The following is a 24685-nucleotide window of genomic DNA, read 5'->3' on the forward strand; positions in this document are numbered from 1 at the left end:
TGACGGGCCCTTTGATCGTTACACCCCCGCCTAAGGGCTTGTCCGCGTAGGCGTTTTTCCGGGCGACACAGCTTCGGGGCGAATCGGTAAAAGGCCCTCAGTTCCTGGGAACCGGGGGGTTTTGGGCGGGAACGCAGGGCCGGACGGCGCGACTTGTCACCGCTGACGTCCGGCCCGACTTTTTCCGAGAATCGATGGATGCCGCTCAGCGCGCCCTGGGGAGCCAGCTGAGATCGAGCCCTTCATAGCGATTGACGTAATTGGCGGCGCGGGCGAGCGCGCGTTCGTCGAGCAAGGTGACGCGACCGCCTTCGCGCGCGATCAAATGCTCCTCCTCGAGCTGGCGCAGCATCCGGTTGACGTGCACGGCGGTCAACCCGGTGGCGTCCCCCACTTCCTCCTGCGTCAGTCCCAGCGAGAAGACATTGGCCAGGCTCTTGTCGGTGGCGCGCAGGCGATTGCGCAGCTCGAGCAGCAGCGCGGCGACGCGCGCCTTGGCGCTGGTGCGGCCGAGCGCGGCGAGCCGGTCGGTGAGCGCCACCCGCTCGATCTGCGAATAGACGAACACCATCGCCGAGAGGCGGGGATGGGCGAGCATCAGATCCGACAGCACGCCGCGATCGAACGGGCATACGACGCAGTCCGAAAGCGCGGCGAGTGTCTCGGGGGCTTCCTGATAGACGGCGCTGGAGACGCCGAGCATGTCCCCCGGGAACATGAAGCGCAGGATCTGGCGGCTGCCGTCGTCGAGCAGCACATAGCTCATCATCAGGCCCTTGCGCAGGATGTAGAGCTCGCTGCAGCCCTCATTCTCACGCTGGAGCACCGCCCCGCGACGCACATGCCGCTGGCGTTCCTCCAGTTTTTCGAGCGCATTATGCTCGATCTCGGTCAGATCGATCAGCTCGCTCAGCTTTTCCGCAAAACAACTGCCGGACACGCGATGGCTTCCCCCCACGCGCCGATGCAAAGCAGTGCAATTGAATCAATGCATTAAAATCGATCAAGGGCGCAAAAAACGCCTGCACCCGAGCGGAGCGCCCCCTCAGACTTGCGTGCAGCGGGCGAGCGACTAGAAGCCCGGCATGGACCGTATTCTCATTCGTGGCGGCAATCGCCTCTCCGGCAAGATTCCCGTCTCCGGCGCCAAGAACGCCGCGCTCACGCTGATGCCCTGCGCGCTGCTCACCGACGAGCCGCTGACGCTGCGCAACCTGCCCCGCCTGGCCGACGTCGACAGCTTCGGCCACCTGCTCAACGAGCTGGGCGCCTCGACGGCGATCGAGGGCACGCGGCCGACCGATTTCGGGCGGGTGATGACGGTGCGCGCGGGCAAGCTGACCTCGACGGTCGCGCCCTATGACATCGTGCGGAAGATGCGCGCTTCGATCCTGGTGCTGGGTCCGCTGCTCGGCCGTGCCGGCGAGGCGACCGTCTCGCTGCCCGGCGGCTGCGCGATCGGCAACCGCCCGATCGACCTGCACCTGAAGGCGCTCGAGGCGATGGGCGCCGAGATCGAGATCGCTGCCGGCTATGTGAAGGCAAGCGCGCCGGGCGGGCGACTCAAGGGCGGGCGCTTCAGCTTCCCGGTGGTTTCGGTCGGCGCGACCGAGAATGCGCTGATGGCGGCGGTGACCTGCAAGGGTACCACCGTGCTCGACAACGCGGCGCGCGAGCCGGAGATCGTCGACCTGTGCAACCTGCTCGTCGCGATGGGCGCGCAGATCAGCGGCATCGGCACCGAGCGGCTGGAGATCGAAGGCGTCGATCGTCTGCACGGGGCGACCTATGCGGTGATGCCCGACCGGATCGAGGCGGGCAGCTATGCGTGCGCCGCCGCGATCACCGGCGGTGACGTCGAGCTGGTCGGCGCCGAGGCGAACGACATGCGCGCGACTCTCGATGCACTCGTGCAGGCCGGCGTCACGGTCGAGGAGACCAAGGGCGGCATCCGCGTCGCGGCCAATGGCCCGCTCAAGCCGCTGACGCTGTCGACCGCGCCCTTCCCGGGCTTCGCGACCGACATGCAGGCGCAGTTCATGGCGATGCAGCTGGTTGCCGAGGGCGCCAGCGTGTTCACCGAGACGATCTTCGAGAACCGCTACATGCACGTGCCCGAGCTCGCCCGCATGGGCGCGCATATCGACGTGCGCGGCCGCACCGCCGTGGTGCACGGGCCGACCAGGCTGGTCGGTGCCCAGGTGATGGCAACCGACCTGCGGGCCTCGATGAGCCTGATCCTTGCCGGCCTGGCCGCCGAGGGCGAGACCCAGGTCAATCGCGTCTATCATCTCGACCGCGGCTATGAGCGGCTCGAGGAGAAGCTGCAGGCCGTGGGCGCCGATATCGAGCGCGTCGGCGACGGTTAGGATGCCGCGGGGGCGGGGCATCAGGCTGGCGATGGGATCGGCGGCGCTGCTGCCGGCCCTTGTGCTTGCCGCAAGCTGGTTCCTCGCCTCCAAGATCGCCGCCGGCCATGCATCGGTAGTTACGCCGGCAGCGGCGCCGGCCGAGCAGGTGAAGCTGACGGCACGAGACGGCGTCGCGATCGCCGGCACCTATTGGCCGGGCCGAACGGCGAACGCGCCGGCGGTGCTGCTGCTCCACGGCGTCGGCGCCTCGCGCAACCAGACCGCGCCGATGGCCGAGGCGCTGGTCGCGCAGGGCTATGCGGCGCTGGCGATCGATCTGCGCGGGCATGGCGCATCGACGATCACCGATCACAGCTATGGTCTCGACGAGGGGCTGGACGCACGCGCCGCGTTCGACTGGCTGAAGGCCCGGCAGCATCGCGGCAAGGTGGCGGTGATCGGCGTCTCGCTGGGCGGGGCGGCGGCGCTGATCGGGCGCGACGGTCCGGTGCCGGCCGACGCGCTGGTGCTGGTCGCCGTGTTCCCGGACATCCGCCACGCCATCTACAACCGCATGGCTTCGGTGCTGACGCCGGTGGGCGGGACGATCGCCGAGCCGCTGCTCAGTTTCCAGTCGCTGCCGCGCTACGGCGTCTGGCCCGGGCGCATCGCGCCGATCGCGACGATCCGCGATTTCACCGCGCCGGTGCTGGTGATCGGCGGGGCGTCGGACCGCTACACGCCGCCGACGGAAACCCGCGCGCTGTTCGAGGCGGCGCCGCATCGCAAGGGGCTGTGGCTGGTGCCGGGGCTGAGCCACGGCGAGGTCAGCAACCTGCACGATGCCGAATGGGCCCGGCGGGTGAGCGGTTTCCTGCGCGGGACGATCGGGGCGCCCTAGCGGCTATTCCGCCGCGATCGCGATCGGCGGCAGGTCCTTGCGATGGGCCGAGGCGACCTGGTTCCGGCCATTCTCCTTGGCCTGATAGAGCGCCGCATCGGCCATGGTAAGCAGGTCGCCGGCGGTGCGGGTGGTCTCGGGGATCGAGGCGACACCGAACGAAGCCGAGATCCTGGCATCGTGGATCGCGGACAGCGCCTCGATGCGGGTGCGCAGCATCTCGCCGATCTGCATCGCATCGGCATGGTCGCATTCGGGCAGGATCACCACCAGCTCCTCGCCGCCATAGCGGCAGGCGACATCGGAGGGACGCAGTGCGCCGATGATCGCGCCGGCGACCGCGCGCAGCACGGCGTCGCCCATCGCATGGCCATGCTCGTCGTTGAGCTTCTTGAAATGATCGAGGTCGATCATGATCGCCGAAAGCGGCGTGCCGCTGCGCTCGGCAAGGCTGGCATAGCGTTCCAGGGCATCTTCCATGTAGCGGCGATTGTAGAGCCCGGTCAGGGGATCGCGCAGCGCCTGGGTGCGCAGCTTCTCGCGCAGCGCGATATTGGAGACGGCGAGCGACATCGCGTCGGCGACCGCTTCGGCGAGCGGGCGGATCTCGGCGAGGCGCGCCGTGGCGTCCTCCGCGCTGGTGGCGACCTTGAGCATGCCCTGGATCTCGCCATGGGCCATCATCGGCACTTCGAGCACCGTCAGGCCCGACGCATGATGCTCGCAGCGGAGCATGCCGGGGCCGTTGCCGTTGATATGCGCCTTGCCGCGCTTGAGTGCCCAGCAGAGCGAGGGCGAGAGCGTCTTGAGCAGCCGCTCGTCCTCCGGCCAGTTCCAGCTCGTCGACAGCTCGAGCCGGTCGCGCGAATTGTTGAAGATGTAGAGCGCGCCGCAAAAGCCGGCGAGCAGGGTCTCGACCGTGGCGCGCAGCACGGCATTGGCGTCGGCATAGCCATTGGCGCTCTGCAGCATGTCGGTCATCTGGAGCAGGCGCTGGACGCGGCGGCGCTCCGCCTCGGCTTCGACCGCGGCGAGGCGGCGCTGCTCCAGGCCTTCGTTGTTGCGCGGCGTGGCGAAGACCAGGATCGCCAGGGCGACGCTGCCGGCCAGCATCTCGACCGCATAGGCGATGAACTGGCCGAGTTCGCCCTGCACGAACATGCTCGTGCCGCGCGCGACCATCATCAGGACGACCGAACCGGCAAGCGCCGCCGGCACGACGCGCATCAGCCGGTCAAGCGCTTGGGAGGACTTCGAGTTCATCTTCACCCATCCGAGAGTACCCGCTCGAACGGGCATACCCACTCATTATAGGGCGATCTCGGATGGGGTGGCTCAGCGGGTGGCGGTGCTCATCGAATAGGGGCGGGCGGCCTTGCCGGTCGCCCAGCTTTTGTTGGGAGTGGCGGACATGGTGAACTTCAGCTCGCCGCCGGCGACGATCTCGCCATGGGTCAGATAGCCGCGCGCCAGCGGCTTGCCGTTGAGCGTGAGCTTGCCGACATATTTGTTGGCATCCGACAGGCCCTCGGCAACCACGGCGAAGCGCTTGCCGTTCGGCAGGTTGAGCGCGGCGCGATCGAGGAAGGGGCGGCCGATCACATACTGATTTGAGCCCGGTGCGACCGGATAGAAGCCGAGCGCGGTGAAGACGAGCCAGGCCGACATCTGGCCGAGATCGTCATTGCCCGACAGGCCGTCCGGCGTCGGCTTGTACTGGCTCTCGACAATCTGCTTCAGCCGCTCCTGGGTGCGCCAGGGCTGGCCGGCATAGCTGTAGAGATAGGCCACGTGATGGCTCGGCTCGTTGCCATGGATATACTGGCCGATCAGCCCGGCAATATCCTCGGCATGGCTGTAGTCGATCTTGGAATTGTCGAAGTCGAACATCGCATCGAGTTTCTTCACCACTGCGGCGTCGTTGCCGAGCAGCTTGAACATGCCGGCCTGGTCCTGGGGCACGAACCAGGAATATTGCCACGCATTGCCCTCGGTATAGTCCGATCCGTAGTTGATCGCCGTGGGATCGAAGGGGGTGCGGTAGCTGCCGTCCGACTTGCGGGCGCGCAGGAACCCGGTCTTCGCGTCGAAGCTGTTGCGCCAGTTGCCGGCGCGCTTCTCGAAGGTCGCGGCGATGTCGGCCTTGCCCATCGCGCTCGCCATGCGGGCGATGGTCCAGTCGTCATAGGCATATTCGACCGTCTTGGAGGCCGCTTCCGGCTCCTTGTCGATCGGGACGTAGCCGAGCTTCATATACTGATCGAGGCCGCCATAGGGGCCGTAGGTGGCGCTCTTCACCATCGCATCGAGCGCGGCGTTCGGATCGAAGCCCTTGATGCCCTTGAGATAGGCGTCGGCGATCACCGGGACGGCGTGATAGCCGATCATTGTCCAGGTCTCGCGGCCATGGAATTGCCAGAGCGGCAGGATGCCGAAGGGACTGACCTGCTGGCTGGCGATCAGCGAATTGACGAAATCGGCGTTCTTCTGCTCGCCCTGCGTGAGAAGAAGCAGCGGATGCTCGGCGCGGAACGTATCCCAGAGCGAGAAGGTGGAGTGGAAGGTGAAGCCTTTGGCGGCATGGACCTGATCGTCCGGCCCGCGCCAGCGGCCGTCGGCGTCGGAGAAGACGCTGGGGGCGATCAGGCTGTGATAGAGCGCTGTCGCCGCGATCTTCTGCATCGGCGCCGGACCCTTGAGCTCGACGGCGCCGAGCGCGGTTTCCCAGGCCTTGCGGGTAGCGGCGCGAACGGTATCGAAGCCGCCAGACTCGCTATCGAGATTGGCGATCGCGCCATCCTCATCGACCGCGGAGATCGCGACTTTCACTTCGAGCGGCGCATTGAGTGGCCCGAAATCGAGCCGGGCGACCAACGCGCGTCCGGCAAGCTGTTGGGCGTCGTCGGCGCCGCGGCTCGGGCCCTGGAAGCCGCGATACTCGACCTTCTCCTCCTTGTTGAGGAAGGCATGGCCGGTGAGCGGCCGCGACGGGCGGATCGCGAAGAACAACTTGCGCGCCGGCGCCCAGCCGCGCGTCTCGCGGACGCCCGTGATCGTGCCGTCCGGCCGGATGCGGATCGAGGACCAGAGCGTCTTGCCGGGATAATTGTAGAGCGAGCTGCGCAGATCGAGCAGCAGATGCGCGTCCTTGCCGGCGGGGAAGGCATAGCGCTGCACGCCGATACGGGTGCCCGCGGTCATCTCGGCGCGGATGCCCTGCTTCGCCAGGGTGACGGCATAATAGCCGGGCTTGGCCTGTTCGGTCTGGTGATCGAAGGGCGAGCGATAGTCGTCGGGCTCGATGCCCGCCACCTCGCCCGAGACCGGCTGGATCAGGAAGTCGCCCAGGTCCGAATGGCCGGCACCCGAGAAATGGGTCATCGAGAAGCCCTGGATCGTTGGGTCCTCGTAGCGATAGCCGGCGGCGTGGCTGTAGCATTCGCGGATCTTGCAGGTCGTGTCGGTGTCCGGGCTCAGCTGGATCATCCCGAACGGCGCGACGGCGCCCGGGAAGGTGTGCCCCTCACCACCGGTGCCGATCATCGGATCGACCGATTCATAGGTGGATCCGCTGTCGCTCGTCTGCGCCGAAACCGGTGCAGTGGTGGTGAGCAGCAGGGTGGCGAGCGCGGCGAGGCCGGTGCGGAGCGGGGCGTTCATGAGCGCGGGTTAGAGCATGGCCCGCGCCCGCGTCCAAGCGAGATCAGAGCTTCATCGTGCCGGTATCGATGAACCGTTGATGCCAGGACAGCGCCTCGCCGCAGAGCATCGGCGTCTGCAACCCGTAGCTGCCCTTGAGCGCGCGGTCATAGTAATCGCGGAGCATCGGGCGATAGTCGGGATGCGCGCATTTCTCGATCACCAGCTCGGCGCGGCGGCGCGGGGCGAGGCCGCGCAGATCGGCCAGGCCCTGTTCGGTGACGATCACCTGCACGTCCTGGGCGATATGATCGACATGACTGACATGTGGCACGATCGTGGAGATCTTTCCGTTCTTGGCGGTGGAGCCGGTCATGAAGATCGAGAGATAGGCGTTGCGCGCGAAATCGCCCGAGCCGCCGATGCCGTTCTGGATGCGCGAGCCCATGATATGGGTCGAGTTGACGTTGCCATAGATGTCGGCCTCGATCAGCCCGTTCATCGCGAGGCAGCCCAGGCGGCGGACGAGCTCGGGATGGTTGCTCATCTCCTGCGGGCGCAGGATGATGCGATCGCGGAACTGCGCCATCTCTGCATTGAGCCGCGCCGCGGCATCCGGGCTGAGCGAGAAGGCGGTGCACGACGCCATGCGCAGCTTGCCCGAGGCGAGCAGGTCGAGCATCCCGTCCTGCAGCACTTCGGTATAGGCAGTCATGTCGGTGAAGGGTGAATCGAGCAGCCCGGTGAGCACCGCATTGGCGATGTTGCCGACGCCCGACTGGATCGGCAGCAGGTTCGGGGGCAGTCGGCCCTTGCCGACTTCGTGCTTGAAGAACTCGATGATGTGGCCGGCGATCGCCATCGCGCATTCGTCTGGCTTGGCGAAGGGCAGGTTGCGATCGGGCGCATCGGTCTCGACTACGGCGATCACCTTGTCGGGATCGCAGCGGAAGCTCGGCTGGCCGAAGCGATCGTCGGGGCTGACCAGCGGGATCGGCACGCGGTTGGGCGGCAGCGCCGTGCCGTAATAGATGTCGTGCATCCCATCGAGCGCGGGGTTCTGCCAGCTGTTGACCTCGAGGATCACGGCATGGGCACGATCGAGCCAGGTCTTGTTGTTGCCGACCGAGGAGGAGGGGATCAGCGAGCCATCGGCATTGATGCCGGCGACTTCGATCACCGCGATGTCGAGCGGGCCGAGAAAGCCTTCCCAGGCCATCGGTGCGACCTGGCTCAAATGCATGTCGAGATATTCCATCTCGCCCTTGTTGATCCGCTCGCGCGCGGTGGGATCGGAGTTATAGGGCAGGCGCAGCTCGATGCCGTCAGCCGCGGCGAGCGCGCCGTCGAGCTCGGGGCCGGTCGAGGCGCCGGTCCACACCTTCACCCGCAGGTTGCGCCCTGCCTTGCGCTCGTCGGCGATCCGCTTCGCCAGCGCCATCGGCACCGCCTTGGGATAACCCGATCCGGTGAAACCGCTCATGCCGACGGTCATGTGATCGTCGATGAAGCTGGCGGCCTGCTCGGCGCTGGTGACCTTGGCGGCAAGTCCGGGATGGGCGATACGCGAAGTCATGGGTATCCTCTCGGGCGATGTTGCCCGCTCGCTAGCGCACGGTGGTTGCATGCACGAATGCAGGTTTCGCATGCTGCACGCGCGAGGCGAGCACGGGGCTGACGCGGGGCATCCGGCGCTCTAGGCTGGCGGTATGAAGATCGTCGCGCTGCTGCTGCCCGTCGCCCTTTCGGTTCCCGCGCCCGAGCAGGGCAAGCGCCTGCCGGTGCATATCGGCGGCCGCACCGTGGCCGAGGGGAAGGCGCTGCGCTTCGGCTGGCCGGGAACCTATTTCGAAGGACGCTTCCGCGGCACCGACGTGACCGTGGCCTTCGATACCAGGACCGATTTCTATCGCGTGCTGATCGACGGCAAGGTCTTCCAGACCTTGACCAAGCCTGAGCGGACCGAGCTGCGGGTGAAGGGGCTCAAGCCCGGTGTGCACACGGTCCGGCTGGAGAAGCTGACCGAAAGCCAGGCGGGCGGTGGCATCTTCCTGGGCTTCTTCACCAGCGGCACGCCGATGGCGGCGCCGGCGCTGCGCAACCAGATCGAGTTCATCGGCGATTCGCACAGCGTCGGCTATGGCAACACCTCGCCCACGCGCGACTGCAAGTCGCAGCAGGTGCATGATACGACCGATACCAGCGCGGCGTTCGGGCCGGTCCTGGCGAAGCGGCTGGGCGCGGACTACCGGGTGATCGCCTATTCGGGCTACGGCATCGTCCGCAACTATGCCGGCAAGTTCCCGGGCGAGAACCTGCCCTATCTCTATGCGCGTGCCATTCCGGGCGAGGCCGGAGCCGCCGCGCCGGACAAGGGCTGGCGGCCGGGCGTGATCGTCATCAACCTCGGTACCAACGATTTCTCGACGCCGGTCCATGCCGGTGAGGCCTGGGCGGATGACGCGGCGCTTCGGGCGGACTACCGGGCCAAATACATCGCATTCGTCAGGGCCCGGCAGGCAGCGCAGCCTGGCGCGCGCGTCCTCCTGATGGGCGCCGAGAATTTCTACGCCGATGTTGCCGCCGTCGCCGCCGCGACGGCGGCAACACCGGTGAAGGTGCCAGCGCTCGAAATGACCGGGTGCAACTGGCACCCGTCGCTCAAGGATCACCGGGTGATGGCGGACCTGCTCGCCGCGACGCTCAGAACGCCGAAGCGCTGAGCTTCACATCGGCGCGGACCCAGGCGGCGGCGAAGTCCTTTTCCGCCGTGCCGGCATCCTTGCCTTGCGCCTTCAATGCCTGGACGAGGCCGAACAGCGCCCAGCCGTTGTGCGGATTGCGCTTGAGGTCCTCGCGATACACTGCCTCGGCTTCCGCCGGCGTGTTGCTGCCGAGCAGGGCTGCGCCCAGCAAATGGCGGCTTGGGAAGAACGCGTCCGAAGGCTCGTTGTACGAGAGCGTATCCTCGACCTTCACGGCTTCGCGTAGCGCGGTGAGCGCAGCCGGCCTGTCGTCGCTATCCCAGGCGATCCGCGCTTCCGCGCGCAGCTCGGCGATGCGGAACAGCGGGGCGGCCATGTTCATGCCGGCCAGCGCATCGGCAGGGGCGCCGGCGATCTTCGCCTTGAGCTTTGCCAGTTCCGCCCTGGCTTCCTCGCGCTTGCCCGTGGCGGCGAATGCGATGGTGCGGGCGGAGAGCCAGTTGACGGTAAGGTCGAGCAACCGGGCGTCGGGCTGGGGCTCGGCCAGCATCTCGTCCCAGCGGCCAAAGCGGATCAGCGCCTCGTAGAGATAGCCGATGCTCCAATCCATGCCGGGCATCGCGGCGGCCTGATCGTCGGTGAATACCTTGCGGACGTCGCGCAGCGCCTTGATCGTCTCGGCGCTGCGACCCTCCATCGATGCGGCGGCGGCGAGGAACTGGAGATTGTGCGCCGAATACATCGGGTAATAATCGATCGCCGCGGTCTTCGCGTAATAGGCCTTGTCCGCGGCATCGGCGAGGCGATTGGCCTCGGCCGATTCCTCGTAGCGGCCCACGCGCTGGAGGATGTGCGAGGGCATGTGCACGACATGGCCGGCGCCTGGCATCATCGCCTTGAGCCGTTCGGCGGAGTCGATGGCCTTGCCCGGCGCGGTCGAGGCCTCGACGGCGTGGATATAATAATGGTTGGCGCCGGGATGATGCGGGTTGCGGGCGAGCACCGTCTCCAGCGTCGTCACGATCTCGGGCGTATCCCTGGCCGGGGTGCCGTCGGCGTTCCACAGCTTCCACGGCGTACGGTTCATCTGCGCTTCGGCGAACAGGGTCAGGATGTCGTCATCCTTGGGGAAGGCCCTGGCGGCATCGCGCATCGCGTCGCCGAACGCGGCGAGCAGGGGGGCGCTGTTCGTCGGATCGACCGGCTGGGGGCCGGTGTAGCGCTTCGCCAGCGCGAGGATCAGCGCGCGGTTCGCCGGGGTCGCGGAGGGCGCCATGGCTTCGGCCTTCTTGAGCGCGTCCCAGGCAACCCGGGCCCGCGCCTCGGCCATCATCGGCATGTTGTAGTTGGGACCCAGCGTCAGTGCGACGCCCCAATAGCAGATGCCGCATTTCGGATCGGTCTCGGCGGCCCTGGCGAAGCTGCGCGCGGCTTCGTCATGATTGAACGCCCAGAGCAGGCGCATGCCCTGGTCGAAATAGGCCTGGGCGGCGAGGACCTTGGTACCCGCATCGCGGTGGAAGCTGCCGAGATCGGGGAAGAGCTGGGCGCCGGCCGCCCAATCGGTGAGCGTCTGGGGGAAGCCGTGACCGGCGTGCATGCCGGCCATGTCGCTCGTCTGGGCGACGGCAGGCGGGGCCAGCAGCGGTGCGGCGAGCAGTGCGAGAAAGCGCGAAAGACGGATCATGGCCGAGTTCCCCCTCGGACCGGCAGGATACGCCTTTCGAGCCCTAACCTCAATCAGTCTCCCTGGCAGTTCCCCGGCGAAAGCCGGGGCCCAGGGTCACGAGTGAATCGGCCGGAAACCCTGGGCCCCGGCCTTCGCCGGGGATCCGTTCTCGCAAACCGATGACTCAGACCGCCTTCAGCGCCTCCTCGAAGTCAGCGATCAGGTCGTCGGCATCCTCGACGCCGATCGAGATGCGGACGAGATTGTCGGTGATGCCCAGCGCCTGCTTGCGCGCGTCCGGCACCGAGAGATGGGTCATGCCGGCGGGGTGGCTGGCCAGTGTCTCGGTGCCGCCGAGCGACACGGCGAGCTTGGCGATCTTGAGCGCGTCGAGGAAGGCGAAGGCCTCCTTCTCGCCGCCCTTCAGATAGAGCGAGAAGGTGGAGCCGGCGCCGGTGCAGTGGCGCTTGTAGATGTCCGCCTGGCGCGAGCCTTCCTCGAGGAAGCCGAGATAGCCGACATGCTCGACCTTGGGATGGTTGCGCAGGAACTCGCAGACCTTCACCGCATTCTCGCCGGCACGCGACATGCGCAGTTCCAGCGTCTCGAGGCTGCGGAGCAGCATCCAGGCGGTGTTGGGATCGCAGATCGTGCCGATCGTGTTGCGCATCAGCCGGATCGTGTTGATGTGCTCCTTCGAGCCGAGCACGCCGCCCGCCACCAGGTCCGAATGGCCGCCCGCATATTTGGTCAGCGAGTAGACGACGATGTCGGCACCCTGCTTGAGCGGCTGGGCCCAGAGCGGCCCGAGGAAGGTGTTGTCGATCGCGATCGGCGGCTTGTTGGCGCCGGTGAAGATCGCGTCGCGGCTGGCACGCACGGCCTCGACATCGACCAGCGCGTTGGTCGGGTTGGCCGGGCTCTCCAGATAGATCAGCGCGACATTGCCCGAGGCGGCCTTGCTCAGCACCGCGTCGATTTCCTCGCGGGTGGCGCCGGCGGGAAAGTCGAGCCAGTGGACACCGAAGCGGCCGAGGATGCGCGCGATCAGCGTCTCGGTTGCCGCATAGAGCGGGCCCGAATGGACGATCGTGTCGCCTGGCTTGACCATCGACAGGAACAACGTGGCGATCGCCGACATGCCCGAGGAGAAGGCCAGCGCATCCTCGGCGCCTTCCCAGATGCCGAGGCGATCCTCGAGGATCTCCTGGTTCGGGCCGTTGAAGCGCGAATAGACCAGCCCGTCGGCGCCGCCCGGGCGCTTGCCGGTGACGCCTTCGAAGTGGCGCTTGCCTGCCGCGGCATTGGGGAAGACGAAGGTCGAGGTGAGGAAGATCGGCGGCTTCAGTGAGCCTTCCGAGAGCATCGGATCATAGCCATGGCCCATCATCATCGTGCTGGGCTTGAGCTGGCGGCTGCCGATCTTGTCAGCCGAGGGCTTGGGGCGTCGCCGCGGGGTGCCGCCGGTCGGATCGGCTTCGGTTTCGTCAGTCATGCAGGCTCTCCGGGACTCGGGTTATTTTGTTTCAACTGTAACGATCCAGGCGGAGTTGGGGAGCCTGAAACGTCCTAGAAGCCACAAAGGTCGCGGCGTGGCGGCGGAGCCGGCGGTCTGTCGATCACGTCCATTTCGTCATGCTGAACTCGTTTCAGCATCCAAGGTGCCGCAGGCGGTATCGCTTGCGGGGCGGGCGCGTCGCCCAGCCCGGACTTGGACCCTGAAACAAGTTCAGGGTGACGGTGGATATGGGCTTAGGTGAGCCCGATCAGGCTGATCTGCCGGCCGTAATCCGGCTCCTGCCGGTGCGTCGCGCGGCGGAAGCTGTAGAAATGCTCCGGCTGGGCATAGGTGTCCTGCCCCAGCATCTCGATCGTGCGCAGGCCCGCGGCGGCGAGGCGGGAGGCGGCATAGGCCTCCAGGTCGAACTGCCAGTGATCCTCGCGCCGGCCTTCGGTGAAGAAGCGCTCATTGTCGGGATCGGCATCGGCGAAGCGCTGGAGGAAGCCGAGATCGACTTCGTAGGAAGCACGAGCGATGCACGGGCCGATCGCGGCGACGATCCGATCGCGGCTGGCGCCGAGGGCTTCCATCGCGGCGATCGTCGAATCGGTGACGCCGCCGACCGCGCCCTTCCATCCGGCATGAGCAGCGCCGATCACGCCGGCCTGCTTGTCGGCGAACAGCACCGGCGCGCAATCGGCGGTGAGGATGCCGAGCGCGAGGCCCGGGCGATCGGTGACCAGCGCATCGGCATGCGGGCGCACCCGCTCTTCCCAGGGCTCGGCAACGGTGACGCAATCGGCCGAATGGACCTGATAGAGCGAGACGAGCCGGCCGCCGGGCAGCACCGCTTCGGTCGCGCGGCGGCGGTTCTCGGCGATCAGATCGGGATCGTCGGTGGAGCCGAGCCCGACATTGAGGCTGGCCATCGCGTGGGTGGAGACGCCGCCTTTGCGGCCGAGAAAGCCATGCGCGATCCCGTCCAGCGCGCGGGCGCGGAAAACTTCGACTTCACTCGTCATGCCATCACTCACAATGCGCGGCGCATCAGCCGGTCTTCATCCTCATGCTCGCCGACCAGGAAGATATAGGGGCCGCGGTCCTCGAACCCGTTCTTCTCGTAGAAGCGCTTCGCCCGGTGGTTGTCGATATAGACCGACAGCCAGAGCTCGTCGGCGCCGCGCGCGCGCCCCTCTTCCACGGCCCATTCGAGCAGGACCTGCGCGGCGCCGCTGCCCTTGGCGCGCTCGTCGAGATAGAGCTGGCGGAGTTCGTGGGGGCGCGAAGTCACCGTTGCAGGCAGGGTGAGCGCGCTGGTCTTGGCGAAGCCGGCCAGTCCCTGTTCGTCCTCGGCGAGGTGGAAGCGCAGGTCGGGCTGAGCGAACTCGTCGGCCCAGGCCTCGGGGGTGAAGCCGGCGAAGAAAGCCGCGAGATTCTCCGGCGTGTAGAGATGGCCGAAGGTCGCGGTGAAGCTGACCCGGAACAGCGCGTCGATCGCGGGCAGATCGGCGGGGGTGGCGTCGCGGTAGATCATTCGCTGAATCCTGCCGGTACCGGCCAGCCCGGTGCGGTGAAGGCGATCACCTTGAACAGCTCGCCCATCTGCTCGGGATCGGTCAGCCGCTCGCGATCGGTCGCGAGCTGGCCGGCGCGGTCGGGCGAAGCGAGCGACAGGCTGGCGGTGCGTTCGGTGATGCCGAGGCGGGTGAGGAACTCGCCCTGGGTGACCGGTCCGTGGACGACCAGCCCTTCGGCGCGCGCGGCCTCGCCCAAGGTGGCGAAATCGACATGCGCGGTCAGGTCCGCCTCGCCGGGCTCTTCGAACGGGTTGGCATAGGCATGCCCCCTAACCGCCTGCAGCGTGTCGCCGAGGGCCGGGCCCATATAGCCATAGTCGATGACCAACGCCGCGCCGCCCTGGTCGTTCAGCCGCTTGGCGAGCTGGCGCAGCACCGCGACGCTTGCCGGCGAGGTCTCCATGATCGAGCCGGGCGCGGCATCCTTGTAGTCGCGCGGGATGATCATGTCGAAGCTGCGGTCGCCAGCGATCGGCAGGAATAGCGTGTCCTGGCATGCGATCAGCCGCTCTCGCCAGCCTTCCTGGGTGGCGATGAGCTGTCGGATCGGCAGTGCGTCGAAGAACTCGTTGGCGACGAAGACCAGCGGGGCATCGTCGGGCAGGCCGACCAGGTCGAGATGGAATTCGGCGCCCGGCACGCGCTCGGCCTGGGCGGCGCGCAGCGTCGGGCTGGTCTCGACGAGGTCGACGGGTGGGGCGAGGCCGATGCGCGACATCGCCCGCAGCGCGTCGGCCGCCAGCGTGCCGCGGCCCGGCCCGAGCTCGACATAGCGGATCGGCGGTTGCTCGGCGCGCTGCCAGATATCGGCGATCCACAGTCCGATCAGCTCGCCGAACATCTGGCTCACTTCGGGCGCGGTGGTGAAGTCGCCGCGTGCGCCCAGCGGATCGCGGGTGCCATAATAATGCGCGTTGGCGGCGCCCATGAACTGCGAGAGCGGGATCGGCCCGGCCATGGTGATGGCGCGGGCCAGCCGCTCGGCAAGCAGGGGCTCGGCGGCGTTGGCCGCGCGTTCCCCTGCCGGGGCGTCGAGAGGGTTCTCGCTCAGGCTACGCTCTCCGCGCCGAGGGTGGGCTCGACGCGCTGGCGGCGGCCCTTGGCGGTGACGATCAGATAGATGCCGCCGGCGATCATCGGCAGGCACAGCACCTGGCCCATATGGATGACATGCTCGAAGATCGTGCCGGCGAACTGCGAATCCGGCTCGCGGAAATATTCGACGAAGAAGCGGAAACAGCCATAGCCGAGCAGGAAGATGCCGACGAGCTTGCCGGGCTCGTAGCGCGCCTTGGTGCGCCAGAAGGCGTAGGCGAGGATGGCGAACAGGAGCGCGCCTTCGAGCAGGGCCTCGTAGAGCTGGCTCGGATGGCGGGCGAGCGGGCCGGCGCCGGGGAAGACGATCGCCCAGGGCAGTTCCGCCGGCTTGCCCCACAGCTCGCCGTTCACGAAGTTCGCGAGGCGGCCGAAGAACAGGCCGAAGGGCGCGCAGCAGGCGACATAGTCATGGACGCGCAGCCAGTTCAGCCCCTGCTGGCGGCACATCAGGATGATCGCCAGCGTGGTGCCGATCACGCCGCCATGGAAGGACATGCCGCCGTCCCACAGCCGCAGGATGCGCAGTGGCTCGAGGAACATTTCCGGCGCGTAGAAGATCACATAGCCAAGGCGTCCACCCAGGATGATGCCGAGCGTCGCGTAGAAGACGAGGTCGTCGGCGTGCTTCTTGCTCATCGGGGCGCCGGGTTGGCGGATCATGCGAAGCAGATACCACCAGCCGACCAGGATGCCGGCGATATAGGCCAGCGAATACCATTTGATCTGGAAGAAGCCGAGATCGAGCGCGACCTTGTTCAGGCCGAGATCCTGGAAGTGGATATGGTCGGCCGCCGCGGCAGCCAGGGTGGAAAGCAGCACTGTCGGTCCCTCCGGGTGTAGCGCCCCGATAGAACAGGCTCGGTGCAAACCCAAGTGCATCTTCAACTGGGGCGGGGATGACACATCAAGGGCCGCAGGATAGAGCGGGCGGGATGAAGGTCGATGTCGGCAAGCTCCAGAAGCTGGATCGGCGCACGCTGCTGATCGGCGGCGGCGTGGGCGTGGGGCTGGTGGTCGCCTGGGCGGTATGGCCGCGGACCTATCTCCCCAATCTCACCGCCGCGCCGGGCGAGAGCCTGTTTGGCGCCTGGATCAAGATCGGTACCGACGGGCATGTCTCGGTCGCGGTGCCGCAATGCGAGGAAGGGCAGGGCGTGTTCACCGCCATGCCGCAGATCATCGCCGACGAGTTGGGCGCGGACTGGAAGCTGGTCGGCGTCGAGCCGGCGCCGCTCAATCCGCTCTACGCCAATCCGCTGGCTGCCGAGGAATTGTTCGAGCTGGCGCTGGGCGGCTTGCCCGAGCAGCTGCGCCGCACCCATGCCGCACGTACGGGGCTGATGCTCACCGGTTGCTCGACGTCGATCCGCAGCTTCGAGGATCAGCTGCGCCATGCCGGCGCCACTGCGCGGGTGCTGCTGTGCAAGGCGGCCGCGCGCCGCTGGGGGACGGAATGGCAGAGCTGCGACACCGCCGCAGGCCAGGTGATCCACGGCAATTCGAAGCTCGGCTTCGGCGCATTGGCGGCGGAAGCCGCGGCGGAAAGCGTGCCCGGCGACGTGCCGCTGCGTACCGGCGAGACCAACCGGCTTTTCGGCCAGCCGCTGCCGCGGCTCGACGCGCCGGCCAAGGTTGATGGCAGCCTGGTCTATGCCGCCGATGTCCGTCTGCCGAACATGGTGTTCGCGTCGATCCGGATGGGGCCGATCGGCGAGACAGAGCTGGTGAAGCTGGATCGGGCGGCGGCCAACAGGATCCCCGGCATGCTCTCGATCGTGACCACGAAGGACTGGGTCGCGTCGATCGCCAACAATGGCTGGGCGGCGGAGAAGGCGATCGACGCGATGCGTCCGCGCTTCAAGACGCCCGAGGAGGTGATCAACAATGATTCGATCGCCGATGCGCTGAACGCCGCGTTCGATGCCGATGGCGCCCGCGTTCATGAGGCAGGGAACCTCGCCGCCGATTTCCGTGGCGCCAAGGTGGTGTCGGCCGAATATCGCGTCGATGTAGCGCTCCATGCCGCGCTCGAGCCGATGACCTGCACCGCGCATTATCATGACGGGCTGCTCTCGATCTGGCTGCCGACCCAGGCACCCGGGCTGGCGCGTGCCGCGGCGGCCCGGGCGGTCGGCATCTCGGAAGGCGCGGTGACGGTGCACGCAACGATGGCGGGCGGCTCGTTCGGCGCCAAGCTCGAGCATGAAGTGGCGGCGCAGGCAGCCCTGCTCAGCCAGAGCGTCGGCCGGCCGGTGCAGCTCACCTGGCCGCGCGGCGAGGACATGCGGCACGACCGCTATCGTCCGCCGGCGATCGGGCGGATGACCGGCAAGCTCAATCCGCAGGGACAGGTGACCGGCCTGCTTGCCAAGATCTCCACGCCGGAGACGGGGCGCGAGCTGGCGACGCGGCTGCTCGGCGGCGATCCGGTGGTGCAGGCGTCGCTAGCGCTGCCGGGCAAGGGCGATCCTTCGGCGGTGGCAGGTGCGCAGCCCGCCTATGGCATCGCCAATTATGCGGTGGACCATCATCCGGCCGCGATCGGCGTGCCGACCGGATACTGGCGCTCGGGCGCACACAGCTATACCTGCTTCTTCACCGAGAGCTTCATGGACGAGTTGGCGCATGTCGCCGAGCAGGACGCGGTCTCGTTCCGCATGGCGATGCTCGGCGGCGAGACGCGGCTTGCCCGATGCCTGCAGACCGCAGCCCAGCTCGGCGGCTGGCAGGGCGGGCAGCCCGGCAGCGGCCAGGGCATCGCCTGCCATGCGTTTCGCGGCTCCTATATCGCGGTGATGGCCGAGGCGCGGCTCGAGGGACGCAAGGTCAAGGTCGAGCGGCTGGTAGCGGCTGTGGACTGTGGGCGGGTGGTGAACCCGGACCTGGTCACCCAGCAGATCGAGGGCGGGCTGCTGTTCGGCATGGCGGCGGCGCTCGCGGGTTCGACCAGCTTCACCGAGAATGTCGCGGACGTACGCGAGCTCTCCGAGCTTGGCCTTCCGACACTGGCGGACGCACCGGACATCACCGTCGAGATCCTGCGCAACGGCGCCGATCCCGGCGGCGTGAGCGAGCTCGCGGTACCGCCGGTCGCGCCCGCCATCGCCAACGCGCTGCAATCGGCAAGCGGGGTGCGCTTCCGCGTGCTGCCGCTGCTCTCGGACGCCGAATGACCCTGCCCGCCGATCACCCGCCGGTTGCCGCGCCGAAGATCGGCGTATTGCTGGTCAACCTCGGTACGCCGGACGCGCCGGACGCGCCGTCGGTGCGGCGTTATCTTGGCGAGTTCCTGTCCGATCGGCGCGTCGTCGAGATTCCGCCGCTGCTCTGGCAGCCGATCCTGCGCGGCATCATCCTGCGCACCCGCCCGAAGAAGTCGGCGCATGCCTATCAGCAGGTCTGGCGCGAGGACGGTTCGCCGCTCGCCGCGATCACCAGGGCCCAGGCCCGGGCGCTCCAGGGTGTATGGGGTGCTCAGGTGCTGGTCGATTACGCGATGCGCTATGGCTCGCCCGCGATCGGCGAGCGGATCGCCGCACTGAAGGCGCAGGGTGCCGAGCGCATCCTGATCGCGCCGCTCTACCCGCAATATTGCGGGGCGACGACGGCGACCGCCAATGACAAGGCGTTCGAAGCGCTGGCCGCGCTGCGCTGGCAGCCGGCGATCCGCACGCTGCCGCCTTATCATGACCACCCGGCCTATATCGCCGCGCTGAAGGCGTCGGTGGAGGCTAGCCTCGCGAAGCTCGATTTCGAGCCCGATGCGATCCTGGCCAGTTTCCACGGCATGCCGGCGCGCACGCTGGAACTGGGCGATCCCTATCATTGCCACTGCCAGAAGACTGCGCGGCTGCTGCGCCAGGCGCTGGGCCGCGAACTGGTCATCACCTTCCAGTCACGCTTCGGCCGGGCGAAATGGCTCGAACCGGCGACCGATGCGACGCTGGCGGCGCTGCCGGGCAAGGGCGCGAAGAAGGTCGCGATCCTGGCACCGGGCTTCTCGGCCGACTGCCTCGAAACGCTGGAGGAGCTGGCGATCCGCGGGCGCGAGACGTTCCTCGGCGCGGGTGGCACTCATTTCGCCTATCTCCCCTGTCTCAACGACAGCGAAGGCGGCATGGCGATGTTGCGTACAATTTTGAGCGAGGAGCTTGCGGGCTGGAGCCAGCCTGCCTAGCGTTTCGCGAAACCCCGGTAATTGGAGAGGATAAGGCATGGCACGCGTAGCGATCGTGACGGGCGGCACCCGCGGCATTGGCGAGGCGATCAGCCTTGCCCTCAAGGACGCCGGGATGATCGTCGCCGCCAACTATGCCGGCAACGAGGAGAAGGCCAAGGCCTTCACCGAGCGCACCGGTATCGCTTCGTATAAATGGGATGTGGGCGATTATGACGCCTGCCATGCGGGCGTGAAGCAGGTCGAGGCCGAGCTCGGCCCGGTCGATGTGGTGGTCAACAATGCCGGCATCACCCGCGATGGCACCATCCTCAAGATGAGCCGTGACATGTGGGAGGATGTGATCCGCATCAACCTGGGCGGCTGCTTCAACATGGCGCATGCGGTGTTCCCGGGCATGCGCGCCCGGAAGTGGGGCCGCATCGTCAATATCGGCTCGATCAACGGCCAGGCCGGCCAGTACGGCCAGGTCAACTACGCCGCCGCCAAGTCGGGCATCCACGGCTTCACCAAGGCACTGTCGCAGGAAGGCGCGCGTTTCGGCGTGACCGTGAACGCGATCGCGCCGGGTTATATCGACACCGACATGGTCGCCGCGGTGCCGCCCGAAGTGCTCGAGAAGATCGTCGCCAAGATCCCGGTCGGCCGTCTCGGCCAGGCGCACGAGATCGCGCGCGGCGTTGCGTTCCTCTGCTCGGACGAGGCCGGCTTCGTCACCGGATCGACGCTGTCGATCAACGGCGGCCAGCACATGTACTGATATGACGAGGGCCGCCCCTTGGGGCGGCCCTCAGCCCTCGATACGCTACGCGAGGGAAAAACGGTTCTGCCTTAACAACACCCTTGTCCTAGCGCAGTTCCCTTTATTTTCTCCTGAACGCACTGGTCATCTGGCGTTCATCTTTCCGGCACTGGTCCTCGGGCGCCCAGTCGCTATGAGCGAGCGTGATGCTGTTTCGCTCCGCAATCGCCCTGTTCTCGCTGGCTTTCATCCTGCTGCTGTCGGCGTCGGGGCGCGAGGGCCGCGACCTGTTCGGCAGGACGCCGCGGATGACGGTGGAGCGGGTGCCGCTCGATCTGCACGATCCCGCGCGCACTCGGGTGGGGGCGCTCACCTATCTTGGCGGCATCAGGCTCAGGAGCCCGGAGCGGGCGTTCGGTGGCTTCTCCTCGATGCGGATCAAGGGCGATGACTTCACCCTGCTCAGCGATGGGGGCACCTTCATCCGCTTCCGCATGGGCAAGGACTGGGCGCCGCGCGACGTGCAGTTCGGCGACCTGCCGGATGGCCCGAGAAACGGCTGGCTCAAGGCGGATCGCGATTCGGAATCGATGACCAGCGATCCGGCCACCGGGCAGGTCTGGGTCGGTTTCGAGCAATATAACGCGATCTGGCGCTATGACGCGGACCTTATCCGTGCCGAGCGCAGTGCCCGCCCGCCCGCGATGCGCGACTGGTCGGACAATGGCGGGCCCGAATCACTGGTACGCCTGCATGATGGCAGCTTCGTCGTGTTCGGCGAGACTTCGCGGCCCAAGGGCAGCCGGATCGGTCGCGAGGGGCTGTTGTTTCCCGGTGACCCGACCATTCCGGGCACCAAGCCGGTCCGCTTCGTCTACATGCCGCCCAATGAGCTGTACGACCCCAGTGACGCGGTGCAGTTGCCGGATGGCCGGCTGATCGTGCTCAACCGGCGCTTCTCTGTGCCCGGGCTGTTCACCGCCAAGCTGACCCTTGTCGATCCCCGCGCGATCCGCCCCGGCGCGGTGCTGCGCGGCACCGAGATCGCCACGCTGGCCGCGCCGCTGCTCCACGACAATTACGAGGCGCTGGCAGTGACCCGCGAAGGCGACGACACGATCCTGTGGATCGCATCGGACGACAACCAGCAATTCTGGGAATGGTCGCTGCTGCTCAAGTTCCGGATCGAGTTCGCGAAGCGCTGAGGGTTGCCGGCGGCAGGGGATCGAACCCGCACCCGGTCTCCCGGGATCGCTGTGGCGATACGTCTACCAATTCCGTCACGCCGGCGGAATCCGCACATGCGAAAAGCCCGCCCTCCGCCTGGAGAACGGGCTCGCATTGAGCCGTCGAAGGAACGGGCTGTTAGGCCGCGGTCTTCTCGGCCGACGCCTTGCGCACTTCGCGCTTCAGGCGACGGGCACGCAGCGACAGATCGTCGTCGCTGGTCTTGAGCAGCCAGTTGTCGAGGCCGCCATTGTGCTCGACCGAACGCAGGCCGTGCGTCGAAACGCGCAGGCGCACGCTGCGGCCCAGCGAATCGCTGATCAGCGTGACGTTCTGCAGGTTCGGCAGGAACGTACGCTTGGTCTTGTTGTTGGCGTGGGAAACGTTGTTACCCACCTGCCGGCCCTTGCCGGTCAGCTCGCAAATGCGCGACATCGCTTGATATCCTGGTTTGAGCCCTGGCGAACCACGGCCGGAAAGGCGGCGCGAATAACCGTAATGGGACGGAGCGTCAACCGATTCGCTCGAAGAAACGCCTTGTACCCATGCAACCGCCATGGTTGATGCGGCGTTGATTACGCAAACGATTCAATTGGGGAGATGAAGCGATGCGTGGAATTCTCGTGCTTATCGGACTGATCGCGCTTGCCGTCGTGGTGCTGATGTCGGTCGGCATGCTGCGGATCGAGCAGCAGCAGGGCGCGACCATGCCCACGATCACCTTCGATGCAAAGGGCGGCCAGTTGCCCAAATTCAAGGCCGAAACGGGATCGGTGGGGATCGGAACCACCAACACGACCGTTGCAGTCCCGACGGTAGAGATGAAGAACACCACGGTCACCTTGCCCACCATCGAAGTGAAGCAGGCCGGCGCCACTCCGACGCCGACGCCCGCCGCGAAGTGATGGCAGTGCGCCCCGGACCCATCGTGGCGGCGATCCTGCTGCCGCCGCTGGGCACGTACCTGGCAAGGGGTGCGGGGCGCGACTTCTGGATTACGTGCGGACTGACGGTGCTCGGGTTCCTGCCCGGTGTCGCGTTCGCGCTGTGGAGCGTGCTGCGCGATTCGTCCGCGAAGCCTGCCGAACCGGCAACTGCTTAACTGATCCCCGGCTTTCGCCGGGGAACACTTGGGAAGAACAGCCGTCTCGGCTACGCACCTTTCCATGTTCCCGCTCCCCGAACCGATGCGCCTGGCGCTCGATGCCGCCCGAGCGGCCGCCGAGGCCGGCGAGGTGCCGGTGGGTGCGGTGCTGGTGCATGACGGCAAGGTAATCGCCACCGCGGCCAATGCGCCGCGCACGCTCCACGACCCCACCGCCCATGCCGAGATGCGGGTGATTCGCGCCGCTGCCGAGCGGCTGGGCCGCGAGCGGCTCGAGGACTGCGACCTGTGGGTGACGCTCGAGCCCTGCGCGATGTGCGCCGGCGCGATCGCGCATGCCCGGATCGCGCGGATCTATTACGGCGCCGGCGATCCCAAGGGCGGCGCGGTGGAGCATGGCCCCCGCTTCTTCAGCCAGCCCACCTGCCACCACCGCCCCGAGCTCTACCCCGGCATCGGCGAGGCCGAGGCGGGCGAGATCCTGCGCGATTTCTTCCGCGAACGGCGCGGCTAAGCTGTCATTTCATTGCGCGGATGCAACACCGGTTGCCGCATGGCCCCCTGTGCGGATATGAAGGCGCCACACCATGTTAGCGCCTTTCCCCTGGATAGACGTAGCGATCATCTTCGCGCTGATCGTTCTCAACGGCCTTTTTTCGATGTCCGAGCTGGCGATCGTCTCGTCGCGCACTGCGCGGCTGGAGGCCATGGCTCGGGCTGGTCGCAGCGGTGCGGGCGCCCGTACCGCGATCCAGCTCGCCGCCGATCCGGGCAAGTTCCTCTCCACCGTGCAGATCGGCATCACGCTGATCGGCATCATCGCCGGTGCCTATTCGGGCGCCAGCCTCGGCGAGCCGACCGCGCAGCGAATCGCGCTGCTGGGGGTCAGTGACGAGCTGGCGCATACGCTCGGCATCGCGATCGTCATCGGCCTCACCACCTTCGGCTCGCTGGTCGCGGGCGAACTGGTGCCCAAGCAGTTCGCGCTGCGCTCCCCCGAGCCGATCGCGGTGCTCGTGTCGGTGCCACTGCTGTGGATCAGCCGCCTGACCGCGCCGCTGGTCTGGCTGCTCGATTCGACGACCAAGCTGATCTTCCGCCTGATCGGGCTCGACCGCGAATCGGAGAACCGGGTCACCGCCGAGGAGCTGCACCTGCTGGTCGCCGAGGCCAGCAAGTCGGGCGTGATCGAGGAGCATGAGCGCTCGATCATCTCCAGCGTCGTCCGCCTTGCCGATCGGCCGGTGCGCGAAGTGATGACGCCGCGCACCGATGTCGACTGGGTCGATGTGAACCTCGACGCCGACGGCATCCGCGAGGCGCTGCTGCTCACGCCGCACACCCGTCTGCCGGTGGCCGAGGGCTCGGTCGATACGGTGATCGGCGTGGTCCAGGCCCGCGACATCGCCGCCGCGCTGTTCCGCGGCGAGGCGCTAGACCTGCGCAAGCTGATGCGCGAGGCGCCGATCCTGCCCGATACGGTCGATGCGATGGACGCGCTGGGCGCGCTGCGCCGGGCCGAGGTGCCGATGGGGCTGGTGCATGACGAATATGGCCATTTCGAAGGCATTGTGACCCCGGCCAACCTGCTCGCGGCGATCGCCGGCGAGCTGGCATCGGACGTCGAGCCGGGCGACAATCCCAATATCGTGACCCGCGAGGACGGCTCGCTGCTGGTCTCGGGCCAGATGCCGGCGGACCTGCTGGCCGAGAAGCTCGGCCTCGATCTCGACGAGGACCGCGACTACGCCACCGTCGCCGGCCTGGCGCTGGCGGTGCTCAAGCACCTGCCGACCGAGGGCGAGAGCTTTGTCGAGCAGGGCTGGCGTTTCGAGATCGTCGACATGGACGGGCGCAAGATCGACAAGCTGCTGGTCGACCGGGCGGAGAAGTAACGGGCGGGCGCTGCGCCGCCCGTGCTTCCAACAGCGCGTGCGCGGCGACTCGCGAAAGTACACGAAGTACAGGCCAAGAGCGGGTTTCGCGGCCCGCC

Annotated in this window: 22 protein-coding genes and 1 tRNA gene; 11 read left to right on the plus strand and 12 right to left on the minus strand. The window is 67.3% G+C overall.

Going from position 1 to position 24685, the window contains the following annotated elements:
• Positions 1–205: 205 nt before the first annotated feature.
• Positions 206–940: a Crp/Fnr family transcriptional regulator gene (locus AC1RJ5_RS16275; RefSeq protein WP_493114382.1), complete on the minus strand. Its 735-nt coding sequence runs from the start codon at positions 938–940 to the stop codon at positions 206–208.
• A gap of 145 nt (positions 941–1085) precedes the next feature.
• On the opposite strand from AC1RJ5_RS16275, the gene murA reads away from it, so the two are divergent.
• Both murA and AC1RJ5_RS16285 read left to right on the plus strand, forming a co-directional pair.
• On the plus strand, positions 1086–2369 hold the full coding sequence (gene murA / locus AC1RJ5_RS16280; protein WP_184164208.1) for a UDP-N-acetylglucosamine 1-carboxyvinyltransferase: 1284 nt from the start codon (positions 1086–1088) through the stop codon (positions 2367–2369).
• Between the two features lie 31 nt (positions 2370–2400).
• Positions 2401–3252, plus strand: a complete 852-nt coding sequence (locus AC1RJ5_RS16285; protein WP_493114384.1) for an alpha/beta hydrolase — start codon at positions 2401–2403, stop codon at positions 3250–3252.
• A gap of 3 nt (positions 3253–3255) precedes the next feature.
• Here AC1RJ5_RS16285 and AC1RJ5_RS16290 read toward each other — a convergent pair whose 3' ends face one another.
• The 3 genes from AC1RJ5_RS16290 to scpC all read right to left on the minus strand — a co-directional run bounded on the left by AC1RJ5_RS16290 (position 3256) and on the right by scpC (position 8467).
• Positions 3256–4515: a GGDEF domain-containing protein gene (locus tag AC1RJ5_RS16290; RefSeq protein ID WP_269573047.1), complete on the minus strand. Its 1260-nt coding sequence runs from the start codon at positions 4513–4515 to the stop codon at positions 3256–3258.
• Between the two features lie 72 nt (positions 4516–4587).
• Positions 4588–6912: a GH92 family glycosyl hydrolase gene (locus AC1RJ5_RS16295; protein WP_493114386.1), complete on the minus strand. Its 2325-nt coding sequence runs from the start codon at positions 6910–6912 to the stop codon at positions 4588–4590.
• A gap of 43 nt (positions 6913–6955) precedes the next feature.
• Positions 6956–8467 carry a succinyl-CoA:acetate CoA-transferase ScpC gene (gene scpC, locus AC1RJ5_RS16300; RefSeq protein WP_493114388.1) on the minus strand — a complete coding sequence of 504 codons (1512 nt, stop codon included), beginning with the start codon at positions 8465–8467 and terminating at the stop codon, positions 6956–6958.
• Positions 8468–8600: 133 nt separating this feature from the next.
• On the opposite strand from scpC, the gene AC1RJ5_RS16305 reads away from it, so the two are divergent.
• Positions 8601–9614 (plus strand): SGNH/GDSL hydrolase family protein, encoded by a 1014-nt coding sequence (locus AC1RJ5_RS16305; RefSeq protein ID WP_493114390.1) that lies wholly within the window; start codon positions 8601–8603, stop codon positions 9612–9614.
• Here the strand turns inward: AC1RJ5_RS16305 and AC1RJ5_RS16310 are convergent.
• The 6 genes from AC1RJ5_RS16310 to lgt all read right to left on the minus strand — a co-directional run bounded on the left by AC1RJ5_RS16310 (position 9595) and on the right by lgt (position 16320).
• Entirely contained in the window at positions 9595–11283 is a 1689-nt protein-coding gene (locus AC1RJ5_RS16310) for a hypothetical protein (RefSeq protein ID WP_493114392.1), read from the minus strand. The genes AC1RJ5_RS16305 and AC1RJ5_RS16310 overlap by 20 nt on opposite strands.
• A 166-nt stretch (positions 11284–11449) precedes the next feature.
• Positions 11450–12760: a cystathionine gamma-synthase family protein gene (locus AC1RJ5_RS16315; RefSeq protein ID WP_493114394.1), complete on the minus strand. Its 1311-nt coding sequence runs from the start codon at positions 12758–12760 to the stop codon at positions 11450–11452.
• A gap of 257 nt (positions 12761–13017) precedes the next feature.
• Complete coding sequence (gene pgeF, locus AC1RJ5_RS16320; protein ID WP_493114396.1) at positions 13018–13788, minus strand: peptidoglycan editing factor PgeF; 771 nt, start codon at positions 13786–13788, stop codon at positions 13018–13020.
• Positions 13789–13796: 8 nt separating this feature from the next.
• Positions 13797–14300 (minus strand): GNAT family N-acetyltransferase, encoded by a 504-nt coding sequence (locus AC1RJ5_RS16325; protein WP_269573040.1) that lies wholly within the window; start codon positions 14298–14300, stop codon positions 13797–13799.
• On the minus strand, positions 14297–15301 hold the full coding sequence (locus AC1RJ5_RS16330) for a class I SAM-dependent methyltransferase (RefSeq protein WP_269573039.1): 1005 nt from the start codon (positions 15299–15301) through the stop codon (positions 14297–14299). The genes AC1RJ5_RS16325 and AC1RJ5_RS16330 overlap by 4 nt, the downstream gene beginning before the upstream one ends.
• Positions 15302–15390: 89 nt before the next feature.
• Positions 15391–16320: a prolipoprotein diacylglyceryl transferase gene (gene lgt / locus AC1RJ5_RS16335; RefSeq protein WP_493114399.1), complete on the minus strand. Its 930-nt coding sequence runs from the start codon at positions 16318–16320 to the stop codon at positions 15391–15393.
• Positions 16321–16373: 53 nt separating this feature from the next.
• Here lgt and AC1RJ5_RS16340 point away from each other — a divergent pair, with 53 nt between their 5' ends.
• From AC1RJ5_RS16340 to AC1RJ5_RS16355, 4 genes are all read left to right on the plus strand, one after another.
• Complete coding sequence (locus AC1RJ5_RS16340) at positions 16374–18614, plus strand: xanthine dehydrogenase family protein molybdopterin-binding subunit (RefSeq protein WP_493114401.1); 2241 nt, start codon at positions 16374–16376, stop codon at positions 18612–18614.
• Positions 18611–19618, plus strand: coding sequence for a ferrochelatase (gene hemH / locus AC1RJ5_RS16345; RefSeq protein WP_493114403.1), 1008 nt, complete (start codon positions 18611–18613; stop codon positions 19616–19618). Before AC1RJ5_RS16340 ends, hemH begins: the two co-directional genes overlap by 4 nt.
• A gap of 37 nt (positions 19619–19655) precedes the next feature.
• Entirely contained in the window at positions 19656–20378 is a 723-nt protein-coding gene (gene phbB, locus AC1RJ5_RS16350) for an acetoacetyl-CoA reductase (protein WP_493114405.1), read from the plus strand.
• A gap of 188 nt (positions 20379–20566) precedes the next feature.
• Positions 20567–21565, plus strand: a complete 999-nt coding sequence (locus AC1RJ5_RS16355; protein ID WP_493114407.1) for an esterase-like activity of phytase family protein — start codon at positions 20567–20569, stop codon at positions 21563–21565.
• Positions 21566–21569: 4 nt separating this feature from the next.
• On the opposite strand, the gene AC1RJ5_RS16360 is transcribed toward AC1RJ5_RS16355, so the two are convergent.
• A tRNA-OTHER gene (locus tag AC1RJ5_RS16360) sits at positions 21570–21650 on the minus strand.
• A gap of 75 nt (positions 21651–21725) precedes the next feature.
• Positions 21726–22022 carry a 50S ribosomal protein L28 gene (rpmB, locus tag AC1RJ5_RS16365; RefSeq protein ID WP_116839891.1) on the minus strand — a complete coding sequence of 99 codons (297 nt, stop codon included), beginning with the start codon at positions 22020–22022 and terminating at the stop codon, positions 21726–21728.
• 173 nt (positions 22023–22195) lie between these two features.
• Here rpmB and AC1RJ5_RS16370 point away from each other — a divergent pair, with 173 nt between their 5' ends.
• The 4 genes from AC1RJ5_RS16370 (at position 22196) to AC1RJ5_RS16385 (ending at position 24587) form a co-directional block, all read left to right on the plus strand.
• A complete protein-coding gene (locus tag AC1RJ5_RS16370) occupies positions 22196–22492 on the plus strand; it encodes a hypothetical protein (RefSeq protein WP_184164256.1) in 297 nt (98 codons plus the stop codon).
• 23 nt (positions 22493–22515) lie between these two features.
• Complete coding sequence (locus AC1RJ5_RS16375; RefSeq protein ID WP_269573033.1) at positions 22516–22689, plus strand: YqaE/Pmp3 family membrane protein; 174 nt, start codon at positions 22516–22518, stop codon at positions 22687–22689.
• 85 nt (positions 22690–22774) lie between these two features.
• Entirely contained in the window at positions 22775–23206 is a 432-nt protein-coding gene (locus tag AC1RJ5_RS16380; RefSeq protein ID WP_269576517.1) for a nucleoside deaminase, read from the plus strand.
• A gap of 73 nt (positions 23207–23279) precedes the next feature.
• Positions 23280–24587: a hemolysin family protein gene (locus tag AC1RJ5_RS16385; protein WP_184164262.1), complete on the plus strand. Its 1308-nt coding sequence runs from the start codon at positions 23280–23282 to the stop codon at positions 24585–24587.
• Positions 24588–24685: the final 98 nt, after the last annotated feature.

Source organism: Sphingomonas sp. GW822-FHT03G08 (assembly GCF_058801135.1).

Bases quoted from the DNA above. Each gene is read 5' to 3' on its own strand.
- rpmB (WP_116839891.1), bottom strand. From the start codon at position 22,022: ATGTCGCGCATTTGCGAGCTGACCGGCAAGGGCCGGCAGGTGGGTAAC.
- AC1RJ5_RS16310 (WP_493114392.1), bottom strand. From the start codon at position 11,283: ATGATCCGTCTTTCGCGCTTTCTCGCACTGCTCGCCGCACCGCTGCTG.
- AC1RJ5_RS16380 (WP_269576517.1), top strand. From the start codon at position 22,775: ATGCGCCTGGCGCTCGATGCCGCCCGAGCGGCCGCCGAGGCCGGCGAG.
- murA (WP_184164208.1), top strand. From the start codon at position 1,086: ATGGACCGTATTCTCATTCGTGGCGGCAATCGCCTCTCCGGCAAGATT.
- AC1RJ5_RS16355 (WP_493114407.1), top strand. From the start codon at position 20,567: ATGCTGTTTCGCTCCGCAATCGCCCTGTTCTCGCTGGCTTTCATCCTG.
- phbB (WP_493114405.1), top strand. From the start codon at position 19,656: ATGGCACGCGTAGCGATCGTGACGGGCGGCACCCGCGGCATTGGCGAG.
- AC1RJ5_RS16295 (WP_493114386.1), bottom strand. From the start codon at position 6,912: ATGAACGCCCCGCTCCGCACCGGCCTCGCCGCGCTCGCCACCCTGCTG.
- AC1RJ5_RS16370 (WP_184164256.1), top strand. From the start codon at position 22,196: ATGCGTGGAATTCTCGTGCTTATCGGACTGATCGCGCTTGCCGTCGTG.
- scpC (WP_493114388.1), bottom strand. From the start codon at position 8,467: ATGACTTCGCGTATCGCCCATCCCGGACTTGCCGCCAAGGTCACCAGC.
- hemH (WP_493114403.1), top strand. From the start codon at position 18,611: ATGACCCTGCCCGCCGATCACCCGCCGGTTGCCGCGCCGAAGATCGGC.
- AC1RJ5_RS16325 (WP_269573040.1), bottom strand. From the start codon at position 14,300: ATGATCTACCGCGACGCCACCCCCGCCGATCTGCCCGCGATCGACGCG.
- AC1RJ5_RS16330 (WP_269573039.1), bottom strand. From the start codon at position 15,301: ATGGCCGGGCCGATCCCGCTCTCGCAGTTCATGGGCGCCGCCAACGCG.
- lgt (WP_493114399.1), bottom strand. From the start codon at position 16,320: ATGCACTTGGGTTTGCACCGAGCCTGTTCTATCGGGGCGCTACACCCG.
- AC1RJ5_RS16385 (WP_184164262.1), top strand. From the start codon at position 23,280: ATGTTAGCGCCTTTCCCCTGGATAGACGTAGCGATCATCTTCGCGCTG.
- AC1RJ5_RS16315 (WP_493114394.1), bottom strand. From the start codon at position 12,760: ATGACTGACGAAACCGAAGCCGATCCGACCGGCGGCACCCCGCGGCGA.
- AC1RJ5_RS16305 (WP_493114390.1), top strand. From the start codon at position 8,601: ATGAAGATCGTCGCGCTGCTGCTGCCCGTCGCCCTTTCGGTTCCCGCG.
- pgeF (WP_493114396.1), bottom strand. From the start codon at position 13,788: ATGACGAGTGAAGTCGAAGTTTTCCGCGCCCGCGCGCTGGACGGGATC.
- AC1RJ5_RS16285 (WP_493114384.1), top strand. From the start codon at position 2,401: ATGGGATCGGCGGCGCTGCTGCCGGCCCTTGTGCTTGCCGCAAGCTGG.
- AC1RJ5_RS16340 (WP_493114401.1), top strand. From the start codon at position 16,374: ATGAAGGTCGATGTCGGCAAGCTCCAGAAGCTGGATCGGCGCACGCTG.
- AC1RJ5_RS16290 (WP_269573047.1), bottom strand. From the start codon at position 4,515: ATGAACTCGAAGTCCTCCCAAGCGCTTGACCGGCTGATGCGCGTCGTG.